Annotated in this window: 21 protein-coding genes; 19 read left to right on the top strand and 2 right to left on the bottom strand. The window is 47.5% G+C overall.

Annotated elements, in window-relative coordinates; translation table 11 throughout:
* Positions 1–50: 50 nt before the first annotated feature.
* Together yfbR and IVG45_RS08360 are read right to left on the bottom strand one after the other, a co-directional pair.
* Entirely contained in the window at positions 51–656 is a 606-nt protein-coding gene (gene yfbR, locus IVG45_RS08365) for a 5'-deoxynucleotidase (protein ID WP_196437374.1), read from the bottom strand.
* A 265-nt stretch (positions 657–921) separates the two neighbouring features.
* On the bottom strand, positions 922–1,569 hold the full coding sequence (locus IVG45_RS08360; protein WP_196437373.1) for a hypothetical protein: 648 nt from the start codon (positions 1,567–1,569) through the stop codon (positions 922–924).
* 400 nt (positions 1,570–1,969) lie between these two features.
* On the opposite strand from IVG45_RS08360, the gene rfbA reads away from it, so the two are divergent.
* The 19 genes from rfbA (at position 1,970) to IVG45_RS08260 (ending at position 19,574) form a co-directional block, all read left to right on the top strand.
* A complete protein-coding gene (rfbA, locus tag IVG45_RS08355) occupies positions 1,970–2,866 on the top strand; it encodes a glucose-1-phosphate thymidylyltransferase RfbA (protein ID WP_196437372.1) in 897 nt (298 codons plus the stop codon).
* Positions 2,866–3,414, top strand: coding sequence for a dTDP-4-dehydrorhamnose 3,5-epimerase (gene rfbC, locus IVG45_RS08350; RefSeq protein WP_196437371.1), 549 nt, complete (start codon positions 2,866–2,868; stop codon positions 3,412–3,414). Before rfbA ends, rfbC begins: the two co-directional genes overlap by 1 nt.
* 89 nt (positions 3,415–3,503) lie before the next feature.
* Positions 3,504–4,364 (top strand): ABC transporter permease, encoded by an 861-nt coding sequence (locus IVG45_RS08345; RefSeq protein WP_196437370.1) that lies wholly within the window; start codon positions 3,504–3,506, stop codon positions 4,362–4,364.
* A 2-nt stretch (positions 4,365–4,366) separates the two neighbouring features.
* The gene (locus tag IVG45_RS08340; protein WP_196437369.1) at positions 4,367–5,716 is read left to right on the top strand and encodes an ABC transporter ATP-binding protein; all 1,350 of its coding nucleotides are present in this window, start codon (positions 4,367–4,369) and stop codon (positions 5,714–5,716) included.
* Positions 5,713–6,477: a glucose-1-phosphate cytidylyltransferase gene (rfbF, locus tag IVG45_RS08335; protein ID WP_196437368.1), complete on the top strand. Its 765-nt coding sequence runs from the start codon at positions 5,713–5,715 to the stop codon at positions 6,475–6,477. Before IVG45_RS08340 ends, rfbF begins: the two co-directional genes overlap by 4 nt.
* Positions 6,444–7,559, top strand: coding sequence for a CDP-glucose 4,6-dehydratase (rfbG, locus tag IVG45_RS08330; RefSeq protein ID WP_196437367.1), 1,116 nt, complete (start codon positions 6,444–6,446; stop codon positions 7,557–7,559). Before rfbF ends, rfbG begins: the two co-directional genes overlap by 34 nt.
* Positions 7,556–8,107, top strand: coding sequence for a dTDP-4-dehydrorhamnose 3,5-epimerase family protein (locus IVG45_RS08325; protein WP_196437366.1), 552 nt, complete (start codon positions 7,556–7,558; stop codon positions 8,105–8,107). Before rfbG ends, IVG45_RS08325 begins: the two co-directional genes overlap by 4 nt.
* Positions 8,104–9,327: a class I SAM-dependent methyltransferase gene (locus tag IVG45_RS08320; protein ID WP_196437365.1), complete on the top strand. Its 1,224-nt coding sequence runs from the start codon at positions 8,104–8,106 to the stop codon at positions 9,325–9,327. The genes IVG45_RS08325 and IVG45_RS08320 overlap by 4 nt, the downstream gene beginning before the upstream one ends.
* 7 nt (positions 9,328–9,334) lie before the next feature.
* On the top strand, positions 9,335–9,640 hold the full coding sequence (locus IVG45_RS08315) for a DUF4160 domain-containing protein (RefSeq protein ID WP_196437364.1): 306 nt from the start codon (positions 9,335–9,337) through the stop codon (positions 9,638–9,640).
* Positions 9,637–9,918 carry a DUF2442 domain-containing protein gene (locus tag IVG45_RS08310; RefSeq protein WP_196437363.1) on the top strand — a complete coding sequence of 94 codons (282 nt, stop codon included), beginning with the start codon at positions 9,637–9,639 and terminating at the stop codon, positions 9,916–9,918. The genes IVG45_RS08315 and IVG45_RS08310 overlap by 4 nt, the downstream gene beginning before the upstream one ends.
* Positions 9,919–10,375: 457 nt before the next feature.
* Positions 10,376–11,203, top strand: a complete 828-nt coding sequence (locus tag IVG45_RS08300) for an NAD-dependent epimerase/dehydratase family protein (protein WP_196437361.1) — start codon at positions 10,376–10,378, stop codon at positions 11,201–11,203.
* 5 nt (positions 11,204–11,208) lie between these two features.
* A complete protein-coding gene (locus IVG45_RS08295) occupies positions 11,209–12,276 on the top strand; it encodes a class I SAM-dependent methyltransferase (protein ID WP_196437360.1) in 1,068 nt (355 codons plus the stop codon).
* The gene (locus IVG45_RS08290) at positions 12,269–13,039 is read left to right on the top strand and encodes a cephalosporin hydroxylase family protein (protein WP_196437359.1); all 771 of its coding nucleotides are present in this window, start codon (positions 12,269–12,271) and stop codon (positions 13,037–13,039) included. Before IVG45_RS08295 ends, IVG45_RS08290 begins: the two co-directional genes overlap by 8 nt.
* Before the next feature lie 244 nt (positions 13,040–13,283).
* The gene (locus IVG45_RS08285; RefSeq protein WP_196437358.1) at positions 13,284–14,252 is read left to right on the top strand and encodes a glycosyltransferase family 2 protein; all 969 of its coding nucleotides are present in this window, start codon (positions 13,284–13,286) and stop codon (positions 14,250–14,252) included.
* Positions 14,245–15,210, top strand: coding sequence for a glycosyltransferase family 2 protein (locus IVG45_RS08280; protein ID WP_196437357.1), 966 nt, complete (start codon positions 14,245–14,247; stop codon positions 15,208–15,210). Before IVG45_RS08285 ends, IVG45_RS08280 begins: the two co-directional genes overlap by 8 nt.
* A 35-nt stretch (positions 15,211–15,245) precedes the next feature.
* Entirely contained in the window at positions 15,246–16,076 is an 831-nt protein-coding gene (locus IVG45_RS08275; RefSeq protein WP_196437356.1) for an alpha-1,2-fucosyltransferase, read from the top strand.
* Positions 16,073–17,059 carry a glycosyltransferase family 2 protein gene (locus tag IVG45_RS08270; RefSeq protein WP_196437355.1) on the top strand — a complete coding sequence of 329 codons (987 nt, stop codon included), beginning with the start codon at positions 16,073–16,075 and terminating at the stop codon, positions 17,057–17,059. The genes IVG45_RS08275 and IVG45_RS08270 overlap by 4 nt, the downstream gene beginning before the upstream one ends.
* Positions 17,060–17,073: 14 nt before the next feature.
* A complete protein-coding gene (locus IVG45_RS08265) occupies positions 17,074–18,639 on the top strand; it encodes a glycosyltransferase family 4 protein (protein WP_196437354.1) in 1,566 nt (521 codons plus the stop codon).
* Entirely contained in the window at positions 18,636–19,574 is a 939-nt protein-coding gene (locus tag IVG45_RS08260; RefSeq protein WP_196437353.1) for an NAD-dependent epimerase/dehydratase family protein, read from the top strand. The genes IVG45_RS08265 and IVG45_RS08260 overlap by 4 nt, the downstream gene beginning before the upstream one ends.
* Positions 19,575–19,735 lie beyond the last annotated feature (161 nt).

Below are 19,735 nucleotides of genomic sequence, written 5' to 3'. Positions count from 1 at the left end.
ATGGATTAAACCGGGGCTTTGTTGAACGGTTACAAAAATGCTCGGAGGTATCAATTGGTCTGCATCAGGCCATCCAATGTCAGGCCGCAACTGGGGACGAAGGCCCGCATAAAGAAAATCACTTCGGGTTGTTTTAAATCATGGATGTTTTTGGCCAGTTGTTCGGCGGCTATTTCAAATTCGGTATTACCGGCCTTAAGCTCCGCTTGGCATTTTAGATAAGCCGAAATCTTGTCGGCGGCCTTGATGATTTGCTGATGCTGTTCCGGCAATTGTTCGTGTTTAATCAACGGTCGAAAATCATCCTGCAAGGCATCGGGCAGTAACTTAAGCAATTCGGTTTCGGCCTGTTGTTCGATATGTTTGTAGGCGTCGAGAATGGCGGGTGAATGGTATTTGATCGGGGTCGGCAAATCGCCGGTAATCACCTCGGTGATGTCATGATATAAAGCGGCGGTAGCAATCGCGTTGGCATCGATCTCGCCGGAAAAATAGCGATTTTTGATCAATGCCAAGGTATGCGCGATCACCGCCACTTCCCAACTGTGCTCCATGACGTTTTCGGCGTGGGCATTACGCTTTAATCCCCAGCGTTTAATCCATCTGAGTCTGGAGAGGTAAGCGTAAAAGCTGCTTTTTATGGTGGTATGGGGCATGAGTTATCAACAGGGAGTCAGTTAAGGAGATTTATCGGAAATATTGAGCCTATCGCTAATGCTGAATATTTTGTTCGCTGATGAGCGGAGTCGAAGCGAATAGTTGACTTCGACTCCGCTCAGTCAACGGCAAATTTCTCAGGGAGGGTCTATTGATTTTCATAAATCTCCTAAGTCGAAATATATGCAGGCCATGATTGCTCATTGTTCATTTCTGCGGGAGATAGAAGTATCAGGGTATAGCTCGCAAGCCACGAAGCCATTCCTAGCGACGCGAGCAATCGGTCGAAATGGGCTGCAGTCTCAGCCAAACCTGGGCATCAACCGGTAAGCGGGCATTGGCGGGAATTGATTTGGATGAGGCGGAGTCATCGGTAAAAATGTCTTTTGCTTTATAGACCAGCACCTTTTCCACTTCGGCAATGCAAGGCAGGAGCTGGTAACGCGAAAACACCGGTTTCAATTCTTGCGGATAGGCGGGGCCGTTGAGGAGTAGCGTGACTCGCCGGTTATCGTTTTCACTGGTTTTCATCGGTCGTCCTTTCCGCGAATTCCAGGCGGGGGATTTTGCCGCCGCCTGGGCCAATGCTGTCGACCATTGCGGGTAATTCATCAGTCTGCCGAGGTAAATGGAACGAATGCCTGGTGTTTTTGCGGGAAACATGCCTTGCAAGCCAGAATCCAGAAGCTCCGCCAAGGATTGCAGCGATAAGGGGCAATCGCTCCTGACCAACAATATCTCCGGTTCGACACTACGGTGCTCAAGCCGGGCTCCGCATTCGGTTAAAGCGACCGCAAATACCTCATCAGCCCTCGATAGTAGCGGCGTTAAAAGGAACAAGATCAATAAGCCGGTTTTTTTGAATAAAACCGGGATATTCCTTGTTGAGAGTGTGTAGTTATCCGCAGTCATAGACGAAAATCTTGATAATTCGCTGTCTTTTCGTATTTCAAACGGACCAGGTAAGCATCGAGAGGATGGTCGGCCAAGAAGTTCAAGAAATTCCGGCTATCGCTGAGCTTTCTAGGTAACGCTTAGGCTGGGCAGGGAGAATTATTTGCTTCGCACGCTATAAATGGCATAGGCGGCGAACAACATGGTTAAAACGTAAATAGCGGCAGTGATCATCTCTGGTTCCTCGATTGTTATTGTTGTCAGTTCATTCTATAACAGAAATGCGCCGTCAAAGTTGCCGGTTCTCAATTTGCGGATGCATTTTTTAGTAGCTTTCGGTTTTGCAAAAGCGAAGCATCGGTTATTGTATTGGGCAAATCAGTAAATTTGTAACCCAATATAACGACAGGCGTACCTCATGACAGACTCCCAACTTTCCCGAAAAGGCATTATTTTGGCGGGCGGCTCCGGCACTCGGCTGTATCCGGTCACAAAAGCCGTTTCCAAGCAGTTGCTGCCGATTTACGACAAGCCAATGATTTACTATCCGCTCAGCACCTTGATGCTGGCCGGTATTCAGGATATTTTGATTATTTCGACCCCGCAAGATACCCCGCTGTTTCAGCAATTACTCGGAGACGGCAGTGATTGGGGTATCAATCTGCGCTATGCCGTGCAGCCTAGCCCGGATGGCCTGGCTCAAGCCTTCATTATCGGCAAGGACTTCATCGGCAATCATCCCAGTGCGCTAGTTTTAGGGGATAACATCTTTTATGGCCACGATCTGCATGTGCAACTCAGGAACGCAACCCAGCAGGCGGCGGGGGCAACGGTATTTGCCTATCATGTTCTCGATCCGGAACGTTATGGCGTAGTGAGTTTCGATCAGCAGGGTAGGGCTACGTCACTGGAGGAAAAGCCGGCACAACCCAAAAGTAATTACGCCGTGACCGGACTGTATTTTTACGATAATCAGGTCGTGGATATAGCCGCTAATTTAAAACCCTCGCCACGTGGAGAGCTGGAAATTACCGATGTCAACAAAGTTTACTTGGCCCAGAAACAGCTCAGGGTCGAAATCATGGGTCGCGGTTATGCCTGGCTTGATACCGGTACCCATGCCAGCTTGATTGAGGCCAGTAACTTCATTGAAACCATAGAGCGCCGCCAAGGCTTGAAGATTGCCTGTCCGGAAGAAATTGCCTGGCGTAGCGGCTGGATTGACGATGAGCAAATCCAAAAACTGGCAAAACCGCTTGCCAAAAACGGTTATGGACAGTATCTTACCGCGCTGTTAAAGCAACAGGTGTTCTAGTGCAGGCAACCCGTCTTTCCATTCCGGACGTTATTCTGTTTACCCCCAAAGTCTTCGGCGACGAGCGCGGGTTTTTCTTCGAAAGTTTCAATCAGCAAAGATTTGAAGAGCTGACTGGTCTGAAGCGTGAATTCGTGCAAGACAACCACTCAAAATCGCAACAAGGTGTGTTGCGCGGACTACATTATCAATTGCCACCCAAGGCGCAAGGTAAATTGGTGCGGGTGGTGCAGGGCGAAGTGTTCGACGTGGCAGTCGATATCCGTAAAAGCTCGCCGACATTTGGGCAATGGGTGGGCGCGACCCTATCCGCCGAAAACAAACAACAGCTTTGGATACCGGAAGGTTTTGCGCATGGATTTGTCACGATGTCTGATACGGCCGAGTTTTTATATAAGACTACCGATTACTATGCACCCGAGTTTGAGCGTTGTATTGCTTGGGATGATGGCGAAATTGGCGTAGTTTGGCCATTCCAGCAAGCCCCCCGTCTATCTGAAAAAGATCTGCAAGGTCTGTCATTTAATGTTTCCGAGGTGTTTGTTTAGTGCATCGACATCTAGTTTACGCGTCGGCTAAGCGCGATGAGTTGGTAAAAAATGCTGATTTCAATGATTGCAAGCATCATAAATAATTAATGAATAGTATAGAAAGCACACAAAATGATTCATCCCGGCGTGACGTCCTCACGGTCATAGAGGCTGGTAGGGCTGCACAAGACTATTGGAAAAACATTTGGCGGCAGCGCGAACTGCTTTATTTTTTAATATGGCGTGACCTGCTAGTCCGATATAAGCAAACTGTTGTTGGTACAGCTTGGGTATTAATTAGACCTCTGCTGACACTGATGATTTTCTCGGTGGTGTTTGGCCGTCTTGCCGGGCTGCCTTCTAACGGAGCGCCCTATACTTTGCTGGTTTTTGCCGGAATGTTGCCCTGGTTCTTTTTCGCCACGGCTGTATCGGATTGTACCAGTAGCCTAAGTAGTAATGGAGCCCTAGTTGGCAAGATATATTTTCCACGACTGATTATTCCGATGAATTCAGTGCTGGTTTGTTTAGTGGATTATCTGGTTTCGTGTTTATTGATTGTTGGTGTAATGGTCTGGACCGGAACAACGCCTACCCTGCGGTTGTTGGCATTACCATTACTTACTCTGTGGATTTGCGGATTGTCTTTTGGTATTGGAATTTGGTGTGCCGCCCTGACGGTGCGTTATCGAGATTTGCGGCATCTAGTTCCGTTTTTGCTCCAATTGGGTATTTACGTTTCTCCGGTTGGATATAGTGCCACCATAGTCCCCGAGCGCTGGCGTTTCGAGTATTCCCTCAATCCAATGGTTGGTATTATCGATGGTTATCGATGGTCACTTTTAGGAAATGACTTTGTGGCATACCTACCCGGTGTTGGAATATCCGCGTTAATGACGTTGGTTATGATCATAACAGGTATATTTTATTTTCGCCGTTGCGAAAAAACATTTGTGGACTTTCTGTAGTTATGTCGTTTGATATCAAGGTAGAAAATCTCAGTAAAATTTACAACATTTCTCATAAGGGAAATGGTCGCGCCACGATGCGTGAAACTATTGAGTTAGGCATGCGCAACGCTGTTGGTAAAGTGTTCAGGCGTCCTAGTAGAAGGTATCTCATCGAAGAGGTACCTGATAGTGCTGAAAAATTTAAGGCTCTTGACGATGTTTCGTTCGAAGTGGCTCAAGGTGAACGGCTTGCGATTATTGGTCAGAACGGTGCAGGCAAGTCAACGCTTCTTAAAATATTGAGCCGGATAACCGAGCCTACATCAGGCCGCATACAGATTCGTGGACGTGTTGCCGCCCTACTGGAAGTCGGGACCGGATTTCATCCGGAGTTAACCGGACGTGAAAATATTTATATGAACGGTGCCGTGCTCGGTATGCCCAAGTCCGAGATTAAAAAGAAATTTGACGAAATTGTCGATTTTTCCGAGATCGAAAAATTTTTGGATACACCTGTCAAATATTACTCCAGTGGTATGTATGTACGTTTGGCATTTTCAGTCGCGGCCCATCTGGATCCGGAGGTGCTGATTCTGGACGAGGTTCTGGCGGTTGGAGATTTGCGTTTTCAACAGAAGTGTTTGGATCGTATGCAATATGCCAGTAATGAGGGACGAACGATATTGTTCGTCAGTCATAACGTGCAATCGGTTAATCAGATATGCCCTCGAACTGTATTACTTGAACACGGTATTGTTAAAGCCATTGGTCCAACTGCTGATGTTGTCCAGGAATATATTGGGGCTTCGTTCGTTGATAACGAAGAAAATAGAGTGGGAAATATTGCGGAATATCGAGCCGAAGAAGTCGAGATTGGCTCTAATGCAGCTATCTCATCTGATGCAGGGGACCGTTATGCAAGGCTACGCAGTGCGGCTGTGTGCAATGAGGATGGCGATGTTTCTTCTACTCTTCTTTATCACCAAAGGATGTTCCTGGAAATGGAATATGAGGTATATTTTGCGGATGGTGCCTCCTATATTCCTAATTTTCATGTTTATAATGTGGAAAATGTTTTGGTATTTATTGCTACTCCACCAGATTGCTTAGTCCCTAACTACGAGAAAGGGATTTATAAGGTTGTGTGTGAAATTCCTCGATGTTTGCTGAATGAAGGTGTATTTCGGGTTACTTTAGCACTCAGTTCGTGGAAAGGGGAACTCGTAAATATTCATTTTCTCGTTCCTCATGCTATGACTTTCAAAGTAGTAGATGATTTTACCGATGTATCCTATCGTAACGGTTATATGCATGTTATTCCTGGTATGTTTAGGCCTCAATTTTCCTGGAATGTAGGAAAAATTCGATGAAATGCGTTATCTTGGCCGGAGGTCTCGGCACGCGTATCAGCGAGGAGTCTCACCTTAAACCCAAACCCATGATCGAGATCGGTGGCCGTCCGATTCTCTGGCACATCATGAAAATCTATTCCCATTATGGGATCAACGATTTTGTGATTTGTGTCGGATATATGGGCTACATTATCAAGGAATACTTCGCCAATTATTTTTTGCATATGTCGAATGTGACGTTCGATATGACACGTAACGAGATGATCGTACATGAGCAGTATGCCGAGCCTTGGCGAGTGACTTTGGTCGACACGGGGCCGGATACCTTGACCGGAGGCAGGCTGCTTCGGGTTCGTGATTATCTGGATAATGAGGATTTCTGTTTTACTTATGGCGACGGAGTGACGGATCTCGATATTGGTGCCTTGCTGCAATTCCATCGTGCTCATGGTAAGAAGGCTACCGTTACGGCCATACAGCCACCGGGCCGTTATGGGGCGTTGGACATGGATGGAAACTCGGTAAAAAGTTTTCAGGAAAAGCCGGCGGGAGACGGGGCTTGGATTAATGGCGGCTTTTTTGTGCTCAAGCCTTCCGTGCTTGAATATATAAATGATGATAGAACCAGTTGGGAATCACAGCCTCTACAGCGCCTTGCTCGGGAAGGCGAGTTGAAGGCGTTTCAGCATGCCGGCTTCTGGCAGGCCATGGACACACTTCGTGACAAGACTCACTTGGAAGACCTTTGGAATACCAATCCACTCTGGAAAGTCTGGTAGTGGAAGCGTGTTTTGGCGGAATTTACTCAGGACGGCGGGTTCTGGTAACCGGACATACCGGTTTTAAGGGTAGTTGGTTGTCCTTGTGGTTGCAAGCTATGGGGGCTCAAACCTCTGGTCTGGCGCTGGCGCCGAATACCGAACCCAATCATTGGGGCCTACTTAATCTCGACATGCCCGATCACCGTTACGACATTCGTGATGCGGCAGCTATTGCGCAACAGTTAACCTCTTTTAAACCCGAGATTATTTTTCACTTGGCCGCCCAGCCGTTGGTTCGCCGCTCCTATCTGGAACCGTTGGAGACTTGGTCTACCAATGTGATGGGGACTTTGAATCTGCTGGAAGCCGCGCGCCAGGTTGAAGGGGTTCTCGCCATTGTCATAGTAACTACTGACAAGTGTTATGAAAACCGTGAGTGGCCTTGGGGTTATCGTGAGGATGATGCACTGGGTGGGCATGATCCGTATAGTGCTTCCAAGGCGGCGGCTGAAATTGCGGTGGCAAGCTACCGCCGCGCTTTTTTTCACGGTGAGAGTTTGCCACTATTGGCTACAGCTCGAGCCGGTAATGTGATTGGTGGCGGTGATTGGTCGGAAGATCGGCTCATTCCGGATCTGATGCGGGCAGTAAGCGCGGGACGATCCTTGGAAATCCGTTCCCCCAATGCCACTCGACCCTGGCAGCACGTACTCGAATCTCTCTCCGGCTATCTGCTGTTGGGTCAGCAATTGCTTGAAGGGAAGCAGGAATTTGCCAGTTCCTGGAATTTTGGTCCCGAGCCGGACGGAAACCGAAGCGTGGTGGAAGTGTTGGCACGCATGCAGGAACACTGGCCCGAACTGGCATGGCACACCAGTTCCTCACCCACGGTTCATGAAGCGAATTTGTTGTATCTGGATAGCGCTAAAGCCCGTACCCTGCTAGGTTGGCAATCCATCTGGTCGTTGCCTGATGCCCTTGAAGCTACCACATTCTGGTACCGCTGTTTTCTGGATGAAGACCGAGTTACCAGCCGGCAACAGCTCGACAGCTATGTGAAAAACGCTGCCGATGCTGGGGCAAAATGGGCCGGCCCATGAATATTCTACCTACATCTCTTAGCGGTCTATTCGTGGTGGAAACCACTCCTGTTACCGATCACAGGGGCGCTTTTGCGCGGTTGTTCTGTGAGTGGGAACTGGCACCTATTTTAGGGGGGCGGCACATCGCTCAGATCAATTATTCTCGTACTTCGGCTGTCGGTGCCGTGCGGGGCTTGCATTTTCAGCATCCTCCCCATGCGGAAATGAAATTGGTGCGCTGTCTCAGGGGACGGGTATGGGACGTGGCGTTGGACCTGCGTGCCGGTTCTCCGACGTTCCTGAGATGGCACGCCGAGGAGTTGAGCTCTAATAACCGGCGGATGTTGGTGATCCCCGAGGGTTGCGCCCATGGCTTCCAAGTTCTGGAAGCCGATAGCGAACTGTTATACCTACATACCGAATTTTATACCCCTGCCGCCGAAAGCGGGGTGCTGCATGATGATCCACGCTTGGCGATTCGATGGCCGTTACCGGTTACCGATTTGTCCGAGCGCGACCTGCGGCATGCCGCCATCCCGGCTGATTTTCTTGGAATCGTTTTATGAATTGTCGACATTGTCGAAATCCGCTCGAACACGTGTTTCTCGATCTCGGCTTCGCGCCGCCTTCCAACGCCTATTTGACGAAAGCCGACCTGAATGGTCCCGAACAATATTTTCCGTTAAAGCTTTATGTTTGCGAGCATTGTTGGTTGGTGCAGACCGAAGACTATGCCCAGGCGGATCAGCTGTTTAGCCACGATTACGCCTATTTTTCGTCGGTTTCAAAAAGCTGGCTGGACCACGCGGCGCGTTACACACAAATGATCACTGAGCGTCTTGGCTTGAATGGCGATACTCATGTCATTGAAATCGCCGCCAATGACGGCTACTTACTGAAAAATTTCGTCGAGGCAGGGATTCCCTGCCTCGGCATCGAGCCCACCACCAGCACAGCCGCCGCTGCCGAAAAGCTCGGCATCCCAGTTGTGCAAGAATTCTTTGGAGTAGCCTTAGCAGAACGTCTGGCGGACGCAGGCAAGCAGGCTGATCTGATTATTGGCAATAATGTTTATGCGCACGTACCGGATATTAACGATTTTACAGACGGATTGAAAACCGCGCTAAATGCGAACGGTACCGTTACTCTGGAATTTCCGCATCTGATGCGTCTCATTGAGCACACTCAGTTCGACACCGTGTATCACGAACATTTTTCCTATCTTTCATTGCATACTGTTTGCCGGATTTTTCAGCAAGCCGGTTTACGGATTTGGGATGTGGAAGAATTGCCGACTCACGGCGGTAGTCTGCGCATTTACGGTTGCCATGCGGAAAAATCAATTTCAGTGACTTCCGCCGTCGATGCGTTACTTGCCGAGGAAGCACGACGGGGTCTACGCGATCTGGAGGCCTATCAAGCCTTTCAGGTCAAGGCGGATCGGGTCAAGGATGATTTTGTGGGCTTTTTGATCGAACAAAAGCGCTCCGGTAAAAAAGTAGCCGCCTATGGTGCAGCCGCTAAAGGCAATACTTTGCTCAATTACGCCGGCATAAAGCCTGATTTGTTGCCATATGTTTGTGATGCCGCTGCTTCCAAGCAGGGTAAATTTATGCCGGGTAGTCATATCCCGATTCTGTCCCCCGATGTTCTGATCGATCAGCATCCGGATTACTTGGTAATTTTGCCTTGGAACATCGTGTCCGAGGTTACAGAGCAGAATGTCAGACTAACAGAACTGGGAACGAAGTTAGTCACAGCAATTCCAAAATTAGCCATCATCTGAAAAAATCATGCCGAAACTGTACGAATATTTCGGGTTAATTGTCATGTTTTACGCTAACGAACACGAGCCGGTGCATGTTCATGGCAAATGCCAAGGTCGTGAATCGCGAGCCGAAATCATTTTAATAAACGGCGAAATCCAAGAGATTAGATATACTCGTAGCGAGGGGCGGGCGCCTCTTGAATGCAACGAAATGCGTTTTTTTCAAGAAATTGTTAGCGCCAAAGCCGATGAAATTATTGCAAAGTGGATAGATTTTTTTGTATTACATAAAACAGTCACGTCCGAGCGTATCGATCGGAGGCTCAAATGAATGACGCAATTATCAACATCGTTTCAGCAACCCAATCCGGTGAATACCGCATTCGACTGGTCTTTAGCGACGAGACTACGCAGGAAGTCGATTTCAAGGAGTTTTTGCTGCATGCCATACATCCAGACATACGTGCCTATCTGGAACCGGGCCGTTTCGCTGGATTCAGGGTAGAATATGGAGATTTGGTATGGGACGATTACCAACTTTGTTTCCCAATAATCGATTTGTATCACAACATGATTACCCACCGTTCTCCGATGAACGTAGTTGCATGATCAGCTGCGATAGCGTTTTTATTAACCCTGCCCTAATTATCACTGCTAACCCGTTCGTGGTGAGCCTGTCGATGCCAGCGTGGAAATATCCTTCGGTAAGACTAGGTTAATAGTAAAAGTACGGTAGCGAACATACAAAACCCAAAACTACCCTCTTGAAAATTAACAAATGCATGCCGAATAGTTATACTCCCATTCCTCCGTACACAGTAATATCTGACGAGCGTTCTGACAATCGGGTGGTTCTATTGTGGAATATTTTCTCCAAGGCTAAGGCTCATAATGCTCGGTTGGTTGATCAAGGAATGGCGTTTTTGACAGCAACACCTAAGGAAGCTCTGATTAAATCCTTCGACAAGCTCAGGAGGAATGATAAGTGGTCGATTCCGTTCGTGGTGAGCTTGTCGAGCCATAAACGGAATCGATTTGTTCAGCGCTTCCCTAAGCTATACATCCCATGAGCGCAATAGTTCTACTGACCGGCGCTACAGGCTTTGTCGGGCGTCAGGTATTAAAAGCGTTAATTGAGCAGGGTGCTAGAGTAAGAGCTGTGGTTCGGGATGGAAAACAAAATCAAATAAAGGCTCTGGATAACCTAGAATCGTTGGTTTTGTCGCCTGATATTTTTGCCGAAAATGTAGATTGGTGGGCGAGTGCCTGCCAAGGAATCGATACTGTTATTCATGTTGCTTGGTATGCCGAACCTGGAAAATATTTGCAATCGGAGAAAAACCTCGATTGCTTATTGGGAACGTTGCAAATGGCAAAAGGTGCGGCCCAAGCGGGAGTGAGGCGTTTTGTCGGTATCGGAACCTGTTTCGAATACGATCTAAGCACTGGAATGTTATCCGTCGATACACCGTTACGGCCGTTAACGCCCTATGCTGCAGCCAAGGCCGCAGCCTGTATGGCGCTTTCGCAATGGTTGCCCGAGCAAGGTTTGGAATTTGCCTGGTGCCGCTTGTTCTATCTTTATGGAGAAGGCGAGGATGCGCGGCGACTGGTGCCTTATTTACGGACCAGACTGGCTGTAAAACAGCCCGCCGAACTAACCAGCGGCAACCAGATTCGGGATTTTCTTGATGTTAACGAGGCCGGACGAATGATTGTCGAAACTGCATTAGGCTATCGGCAAGGCCCTATCAATATTTGTTCCGGCTACCCCATTACGGTACGGCAACTCGCCGAACAAATCGCCGATGAATATGGACGCCGGGACTTATTAAAATTTGGCGTTCGTCCGGACAATCTTGTCGATCCACCCTGTGTGGTTGGTGTCAAATAACTGCCATGAATCAAAAAGTCAAAAACAAATTGCTCTATAAACAAGAGCAATTACCGATTTTTCAGAACCGTATGTACGATACTGAAAGAGAAGCAAAAAGCTGTCCGAAAGGTGATATAGAATTGGTTGAAAACCAAATTACAGGTTTGGTGTATAACGCTGCTTTCCGGCCAGAGCTAATGGCTTACGACGCTCATTACCAAAACGAACAAGCGTTAAGCCCATTATTCCGCCAGCATCTCGAATCCGTGTCGGGTATCGTAGATCGTTGTATGGGACGGAGTACTCTGGTTGAGGTGGGCTGCGGAAAAGGTTTTTTTCTCGAACTATTGCAGGGTAAAGGATTCGACATTACTGGTTTCGACCCGACTTATGAAGGGAATAATTCGAGAGTAATGAGGCATTACTTTGAGCCTGGAGTTGGCATAAAAGCAAATGGGTTGGTATTGCGGCACGTTTTGGAGCATGTTCAGAATCCCTATGATTTTTTATTGCAATTGAAGCTTGCGAATGGTGGCAGCGGTCGGATTTATATTGAAGTGCCTTGTTTTGACTGGATTTGCGAGAGAAAAGCGTGGTTTGACGTTTTTTACGAACATGTCAATTATTTCAGGATTTCCGACTTTTACCGTATGTTCGGCAAGGTTGTAGAAAGCGGTCGGTTATTTGGTGACCAATATCTATACGCAGTCGCCGAGCTTGCTACGCTAAGAGAGCCAGAACTCGATATCGATGATACTGTGATGTTTCCACAAAACTTTGCAGGCAGCCTAATCGAGCCTGATTTGGCTGAGCCAGTCCAATCCGCCATTTGGGGTGGAGCCTCAAAAGGTGTGATATTCGCGCTACTCAAAGATAGAGTCGCCCAACCCGTCAGAACTGTAATTGACATCAATCCGGCAAAGCAGGGTAAATATTTGCCGTCCACTGGCTTATTGGTGCAATCGCCAGCCGATGCATTGTCAAATTTGCCAAAAGGTTCGACAATTTATGTTATGAATTCAAATTATTTAGAGGAAATTAAAGAAATGTCTGGTAACGCATATCGGTATGTCGGAATTGATCATGAGTGATTTTCAAAAAGAAGTAGCAGAGCGCGTCTCTGCCATTGCAGCTAACAAACAACTAAGCGACTTGGCATTAGAATTTATGCGCGCCACTCTGATTCCAAAATATTCATATAACTTTTCATGGCAGGGCAGGCCTATTATTCAGTACCCGCAAGATATGACTGCCATGCAGGAGTTAATCTGGCAAATAAAACCAGACCTAATTATTGAAACCGGGATCGCTCATGGCGGTTCGTTGATTTTTAGTGCCTCCATGCTTGCTCAACTTGATATTTGCGAGGCAATTGAAGAGGGCAAATCGTTTGATCCGAAATTCTCCAAGCGCAAAGTACTGGGTATCGACATCGACATACGCGCCCATAATCGAACTGCAATCGAGACACATCCCATGGCCTCGAGAATTCAAATGATTCAGGGCTCTAGTATCGCGCCAGAGATTGTTGAACAGGTCTACGCCATTGCTGCCAATTATTCCCGAATATTGGTCTGTCTCGACAGTAATCATACTCATGAGCATGTGCTGGCCGAGCTGCAAGCTTATGCTCCACTGACTAGCAAAGATAGTTACTGCGTGGTCTTTGATACCGTAGTTGAAGACATGCCCGCCGAGATGTTTCCCGATCGACCATGGGGGCCGGGAGACAATCCGAAGACTGCGGTTTGGGAATATCTAAAATCACATCATGAATTTGAGATTGACAAAAGTATTCAGCATAAGCTGTTAATTACAGTGGCTCCAGATGGGTATTTAAGGCGTGTTCGGTAGTTTTGTACATGAATGATACTGGTTGTGGAAATAGTTTTGTAATCTGCGGCTTTCGTTATGTTTTTTACATGGCCTGGGCTTCAAGGTATTTAACCATCAAAAACAGCAATAGCGCTTGGCACAGGCTGTATCATATTTTAGGTATGTGGTTCCTAGAAGCTGAGGGTTAATTTATGGATTTAGTTTACCCCCTAAAACTTACTTAAAGTTAATAGGTTAAAGTGGGGACTTTTGGGTACGAATAATGCGTTTTGAGCTACAAGAATTAGTAAAGGGTAAAGACGACATGAGCCCATTGGTTAGTGTCGGTATTCCAACTTATAATAGGCCAAACCAATTAAAATTGGCATTGGAGTCTATTAGCCGGCAGACATATCGTAATCTCGAAATTATTGTTTCCGACAATGCATCAACCGATCCTGAGGTTGCTTGTGTCTTGAATGAGTGTTCAAGAGCTGATGATCGGATTCGTTGGATACGGCAGAATGAAAATATAGGTGCTTCGGCGAACTTTGCATACGTTTTAGGGGTTTCTAGTGGTGACTACTTCATGTGGGCTGCGGATGATGATGAGCGGGAATGTTGGTTCATTGAACGTTGCTTGTCCGCATTACAAAGCTATCCTCGCGCAGCTGCCGCGAGTGCCGAGGTGCGCTACATTTGTGATGGTCATCCCATGCCGTTATTTCCTCAGAGTGCTGCATTTTATCAATATAAGTTTCGAGAAGGAGAGGACTCTTTGTCCTTTGTGCTTGAAAATAATGTAGATAATCTCGTTTATTCGTTGTTTAGGAGAAGCGCTTTGCTGATAGATGGCCAATTTTTCTGGCAACGAGCTGGCATGAGAAGTACCAATGAGATTCCGGCAATCCTATATGCAGCTTACCATGGTGGCTTTGTTGTTCTTCCTACTCCAGGTTTTTTTAAATCGGTAAGCAATGATACATATAACTACATATACTGGGAGTTCTGCGGTGGAAAGATTCCTGCACATGCTCGATTATCAAGCCTTTCTTCAATAAAGGGTGCGTGGAGGTATCACCAGATTGCGTTGAAAGAGATATGTCGAAGCATTGATCTGATTCCGATAGCTGAAGCTAGACGCCGTAGCGTTAAATGGCTAGCAAAACGGGCGCTTTATTTTCACTACTTCCAGATGCTTGTCGGTAGAAAACGAGCACGGAAAAGTGTTCCAAAGGAGTTTCATGGTTAACGCGACAGCCTTGCTGACCATTGGTCTGCCTGTTCATAACGGTGATGTTTTTCTGCGAGCAGCTCTTGATTCCATTCTCGGTCAGAGATTTAAAGACTTTATTATTCTTGTTTCAGACAATGCTTCGACTGATAACACTCATGAGATAGCAAAAGAGTTTGAACTGCGTGATTGTCGTATCAAATACATTCGGCAGGATAGGAATCTAGGGGCGGTGGAAAATTTTCTATTTGTGGCTCGGGATATCCGTACGCCTTATTTTATGTGGTTTGCCTGCGACGACGTAATGGCGCCTGATTTTCTTGAAACTTGTATTAACGCCCTTGAAACGAATCCGAATGTTGGGATGGCGTTTACTGGCATTCGTAACATCGATAGTTTAGGCCGAAGTATAAGGGAATATCCTAATTTAATTGATTTTTCAGGTATGCCCACTTGGCGAACGATTTCAAGATACTTGCTATCCCCAGAAGTTTTCGGCAAGGCAAATCTTATCTATAGCGTATACCGTACCCCTGTTGTTACGAACGCCCTTGCCCATTACGGCCTTCCGCTTTCCTGGGGTGGCGACATGAGTTTTGTGCTGGCGGCAATTGTTCAAGCCGGAGTGGTTATTTCCTCTGAGATTCTGTTTTACAAACGTTGGGTCCGAGAAGATGATTCGGCAGTAATACCCCTGCAAGTGGAAATTGAAACAAGTGTGTTAAATCAATCATGCCCGTTGGAGCATTATCAGGAATATGAGGAGGCAATGATCTCAGCAGTGGCGGGTAGTCGTTTTGAATTTTTGACGGCATTTCTGATGAAATACCGTCGTCAAAGGCTTATGCGCATGAAACGCGCGACCGAAGAAGATTTTCCAGTGCAATCTGGTTGGGTCCAATGGAAGGGTTGGATCACAGATGTTTATCGTAGTGGATTGGACGCCTTCACGATATTGAGAGGTATAACTCGGTGATAGTCGTTAAACTAATTGGTGGCCTCGGAAACCAGATGTTTCAATATGCTGTCGGCCGTGCTTTGGCAGAAAGATGCGGACGTCCATTGAAACTTGATGTTTCGGGGTTCGAAGACTATTCGTTGCGTCGATATGAATTGGGCGAGCTCCGGATCAGGGCGGATATAGCCTCGGTTGATGAAATTACACGTTTTCGTGAGGTGCCACCGCCTCATCCTATTATCGACCGCCTAAAAAAAGCCATCCGTTGGCAGCAAGCTGGAATATTCAGAGAGCGGGCTTTTACCTTCGATCCCGATGTGCTTAATATCAAATCCTCTGTTTATCTTGATGGTTATTGGCAGAGTGAAAAATATTTTTCGGGTATCGCGGATGTGCTTCGAAACGATTTCACTCCTTCCGCGGCAATGAATGACGAGAATCACACCATGCTTGAACGAATAATGGCGAGTGAATCCATATCGCTGCATGTGCGTCGAGGTGATTACGTCACCAATCCCCACACCGCGAAATACCATGGCGTATGCTCGCTAGACTATTACCGTGACGCGGTTGAATATATCGCTAGCCATACGCGGAATCCCCATTTTTACGTGTTCTCGGACGATACGGGTTGGGTTGCGGACAATTTGAAAATCGACCATCCCATGACACTGGTAAACGTCAATGGACCCGATCAAGGAATTTGGGATATGAATCTGATGAAATCTTGCCAGCATCACATTATTGCCAACAGTTCATTTAGCTGGTGGGGGGCTTGGCTAAATCCGTCTAGCGCAAAACAGGTGGTGGCGCCCCGGCGCTGGTTTAATGAGGGAGGATTGGATACCCGCGATCTTATTCCTGAATCATGGGTGAGACTATGAGTGAACTGATGATTACGGTCTTGATGCCGGTTTATAACGGCGCTGCAGATCTACGCAAAGCGATTGATTCGATTCTGAGTCAGACTTATACCCAATTTGAATTTCTGATCATTAATGACGGTTCCAAGGACGAGTCCGCTTTGTTGCTGGATGCCATTGATGATCCACGCGTCAAGGTAGTGCACCAGGAAAACATGGGGCTTGCGGCTACATTGAATCGTGGCATTTCCTTGGCTCGAGGGCGCTATATCGCCCGACAGGACCAAGATGATCTGAGTCATCCCAATCGTCTGGAGAAGCAGCTTTCCTATATGGAGGCACATCCGGAGTGTGGGTTGCTTGGTTCGAGGGCGGAGATATGGGTGGGGGATCAACCCTCGGAACGAGCCCACGACCATCCCACGGAGCACGGAATTCTTAGTTTCGATCTGCTTTTCAATAATCCTTTTGTGCATAGCTCTGTCATGTTACGAAAGGAGACTGTGCAGTCAATTGGCGGTTACACGACAGACCCGTTGCGCCAACCCCCGGAAGATTACGAATTGTGGTCCCGCATGGCTCGGCATTGCAAGGTTGCCAACCTTCCGGAAAGGCTATTGATCTATCGCGAGGTGCCTCAAAGCATGTCTCGCAGCGGGCCGAATCCTTTTTTGGATCGTCTGGTAACCATCAGTGCCGAGAATCTGGCTTTCGCCAATGGCTTATCCGAGCCGGATTCGGATTCGGTGGATGTGGCCGCTCTGACTCATTCGGCCTTTCACCGCTTGTCATCAAGGCCTAACATTGATCGGATAACGAAAGCTGTTCTTAGTGCCGGCGATAAGCTCGCGAAAGATTGCCCACCAGTCATGGCCATGGCGGAGGAAAGAGCGCGAATTCTGCGTTATCAATGGGCGCTTCACCGCGCAAATGCGCACTGGGCCAAGCCGATTTTGAGATATTTACGAAGAGCAGGTCGCCTGCTCGGATTGACCGCCGCTTGATACAAGAGGATTGTATGCGTTTGTTGTTTTGTTGTGAGTTCTATTTTCCGAGTGTTGGTGGTGTCCAGGAAGTTATGCGGCAGATTGCCGAACGGTTGGTGTTGAGAGGACACGAAGTCACCGTTGCGACGACACGTCTTGCAGACCGGCAGTTCTCGGAATACAACGGGGTAAAGATCGTCGAATTTGGCGTTACCGGTAATCTGGTGCGCGGAATGGAAGGAGAGATTGAAAATTATCGGAATTTCGTCAAAAACTTTCCTTGCGATGCCTTGATGATCAAGGCAGCACAGCAATGGACATTTGATGCGCTTTGGCCCGTCCTAGACTCTATCAACATCCGCAAGGTTTTTATTCCGTGTGGTTTCTCCGGACTTTTTGAACCGACCTATGTCGGCTATTTCAAAGATTTGCCCGATATTCTTCGCAAGTTTGATCACTTGATTTTTTATGCGGAACGTTATCGGGACACGGATTTCGCACGTGCTCACGGGATCACTAACTTGAGCATATTGCCGAATGGGGCGAGTGAGATTGAGTTTTCGGTTGCTCCCGACCCGGATTTCCGGTTGAGACATAGCATACCCGAGTCAAGTTTTGTGCTATTGACTGTCGGTAGTATGACCGGAGTTAAAGGCCATCGTGAGCTGGTTGAAGCCTTTGTTCGCCTCAAAGCCTCAAAGCAACATGTCACCCTTATTCTTAATGGCAACCCTCCTCCAAAACCGGCTGTAGAACTTGGATTGGAGCATGAGTCTGTAGGATTCGGGCCAGAATCTGTAGAACCCAGTGCTGACTATGATGGGCCTCAGGATGAATTTAGAGAATCATCTTATATTACAAGACGAATAAAGCGGGTTTCCGGACTTTTGTGCCGCTTGCCGGGGGTTTATCGAAAGGAAGGCTGGGCTGGGGTTCGCTATCGTATTCGATTAATTACCGATAATAAGAAGGTGCGTATTCGCCGCTTTTTGGGGCTTGCCGCCCGGACTGCTCAGGTGTTTTGTAATGAGGGTTTTTTGGGGGTTCGATCTAGGCTGCACAGCCATTTAGAGCCGAAATTGGCCCGTTTTAGTCAAGCAGCATGGTTTCCGGCCAGTCTTCGTCTGTCCGCCAACCCGCTCGAATTTTGGATAGGTGAAGCCAAGCGGCAAGGCCCCGATAAAATGCTGCTGGTTACGGACTTTCCAAGACCGGAATTGGTTCAGGCATACATGGCGGCGGACCTTTTTGTGTTTGCTTCGAATATTGAATATTCTCCGTTGGTTCTATACGAATCCGCTGCTGCTGGAACCCCATTTCTTTCGGTACCGGTTGGCAATGCGGAAGAAATTGCTCAATGGACTGGTGCCGGCATTATTTGTCCTGCTCCTAAGGATGAGCGAGGATATACTCGCGTGAAGCCAGAAAGGCTTGCAAAAGAAATAGCCAAAGCAATGTCGTCAAGACAGCAATTGGAAACTCTTGGACAAACGGGACGTTTGGCTTGGGAAGAGAGATTCACTTGGGAGGCTATTTCAAGGCGCTATGAGAGTATTCTTAGTGGTGGACAATCTTCCATGGAAAACAATAAACCATGAGAACCTGTGTAATTGGCGGTGGTGGTTTTATAGGCTCTCACCTGGTTCGAGAGCTATTAAATTCCGGTAGAGATGTTTTAGTCTTGGGTCGCAGTACAACCCGCCCTGAGTCTTTGGAGCGGGCGGCTACCTATTTAACCTGCGATTATGGCGATCGGGCCTTGTTACGCCGAGCCATTGCCGATTGTGGGGAAGTCATTGATTTGGCCTATGCGACGGTTCCACAAACAAGCTTCGCTAACCCGGTGTTTGACCTGCAATCGAATTTGCCGCCAAGCGTAACATTGCTGGAGGAGGCAAGGGATCATGGACGTTTAAACCGGGTGGTCATCGTTTCTTCGGGAGGAACGGTTTACGGTCAAGCGAGCCGATTGCCTATTATTGAAGAGGATATTACAGCCCCCATCTCTCCTTACGGTATTACAAAACTGACCATAGAAAAGTATGCGTTGATGTTTCATCGCTTGCATGATGTCCCGGCGACGATTGTCCGACCTGCGAATGCTTATGGTCTTGGTCAGCAGCCGTTCACGGGGCAAGGCTTTATCGCCACGGCCATGGGGCGGGTTATTCAGGGAAATAAAGTCACTGTTTTCGGGGAACACGGCACGATTAGAGATTATGTGCATGTGAGGGATATTGCCTCTGGCATATTGTGCGCTTTAGAAAAGGGAGATTCCGGGGAAATATACAATATTGGCACTGGTGTAGGCCGCTCGAATCGTGATGTGTTGGATGCAATTGAGCCTATTGTAAGCCGTGACGGATATTCAATTGAAGTGAGTTCCGAATCGGCGCGGGGTTTTGATGTTCCGGCGAATGTGCTCAGCTTTGGCAAGTTATTGTATTGTTCTGGCTGGCAGCCCAAGGTGTCTTTCGATGAAGGACTCACTGAAATGTGGGCAGGCATTCTAAAAAAGATGCTTGATTCGTAAATGTCTATAGCGCTCATGTAACAACGGTTCCATCCTGCCATTACATGAGTCTGGGCTTCCTTTGTTTTCGGGCGTGATATTGAAAGGCCAATCGTTTGGCGTTTTCTGGTCTTGAAAAAGATTAATTTTAATTTAATCAAATGAGCAAGATTATGAATTCT

The sequence above is a fragment of the Methylomonas sp. LL1 genome, assembly GCF_015711015.1.
Classification (GTDB): domain Bacteria; phylum Pseudomonadota; class Gammaproteobacteria; order Methylococcales; family Methylomonadaceae; genus Methylomonas.
Note: the sequence above shows the minus strand (reverse complement) of the source record. Positions and strands in the feature narration are given on the sequence as shown.

Coding starts and splice junctions, on each gene's coding strand:
- yfbR (WP_196437374.1), bottom strand. CDS start 656: ATGCCCCATACCACCATAAAAAGCAGCTTTTACGCTTACCTCTCCAGA.
- IVG45_RS08360 (WP_196437373.1), bottom strand. CDS start 1,569: ATGACTGCGGATAACTACACACTCTCAACAAGGAATATCCCGGTTTTA.
- rfbA (WP_196437372.1), top strand. CDS start 1,970: ATGACAGACTCCCAACTTTCCCGAAAAGGCATTATTTTGGCGGGCGGC.
- IVG45_RS08345 (WP_196437370.1), top strand. CDS start 3,504: ATGAATAGTATAGAAAGCACACAAAATGATTCATCCCGGCGTGACGTC.
- IVG45_RS08340 (WP_196437369.1), top strand. CDS start 4,367: ATGTCGTTTGATATCAAGGTAGAAAATCTCAGTAAAATTTACAACATT.
- rfbF (WP_196437368.1), top strand. CDS start 5,713: ATGAAATGCGTTATCTTGGCCGGAGGTCTCGGCACGCGTATCAGCGAG.
- IVG45_RS08325 (WP_196437366.1), top strand. CDS start 7,556: ATGAATATTCTACCTACATCTCTTAGCGGTCTATTCGTGGTGGAAACC.
- IVG45_RS08320 (WP_196437365.1), top strand. CDS start 8,104: ATGAATTGTCGACATTGTCGAAATCCGCTCGAACACGTGTTTCTCGAT.
- IVG45_RS08315 (WP_196437364.1), top strand. CDS start 9,335: ATGCCGAAACTGTACGAATATTTCGGGTTAATTGTCATGTTTTACGCT.
- IVG45_RS08310 (WP_196437363.1), top strand. CDS start 9,637: ATGAATGACGCAATTATCAACATCGTTTCAGCAACCCAATCCGGTGAA.
- IVG45_RS08300 (WP_196437361.1), top strand. CDS start 10,376: ATGAGCGCAATAGTTCTACTGACCGGCGCTACAGGCTTTGTCGGGCGT.
- IVG45_RS08295 (WP_196437360.1), top strand. CDS start 11,209: ATGAATCAAAAAGTCAAAAACAAATTGCTCTATAAACAAGAGCAATTA.
- IVG45_RS08290 (WP_196437359.1), top strand. CDS start 12,269: ATGAGTGATTTTCAAAAAGAAGTAGCAGAGCGCGTCTCTGCCATTGCA.
- IVG45_RS08285 (WP_196437358.1), top strand. CDS start 13,284: ATGCGTTTTGAGCTACAAGAATTAGTAAAGGGTAAAGACGACATGAGC.
- IVG45_RS08280 (WP_196437357.1), top strand. CDS start 14,245: ATGGTTAACGCGACAGCCTTGCTGACCATTGGTCTGCCTGTTCATAAC.
- IVG45_RS08275 (WP_196437356.1), top strand. CDS start 15,246: ATGTTTCAATATGCTGTCGGCCGTGCTTTGGCAGAAAGATGCGGACGT.
- IVG45_RS08270 (WP_196437355.1), top strand. CDS start 16,073: ATGAGTGAACTGATGATTACGGTCTTGATGCCGGTTTATAACGGCGCT.
- IVG45_RS08265 (WP_196437354.1), top strand. CDS start 17,074: ATGCGTTTGTTGTTTTGTTGTGAGTTCTATTTTCCGAGTGTTGGTGGT.
- IVG45_RS08260 (WP_196437353.1), top strand. CDS start 18,636: ATGAGAACCTGTGTAATTGGCGGTGGTGGTTTTATAGGCTCTCACCTG.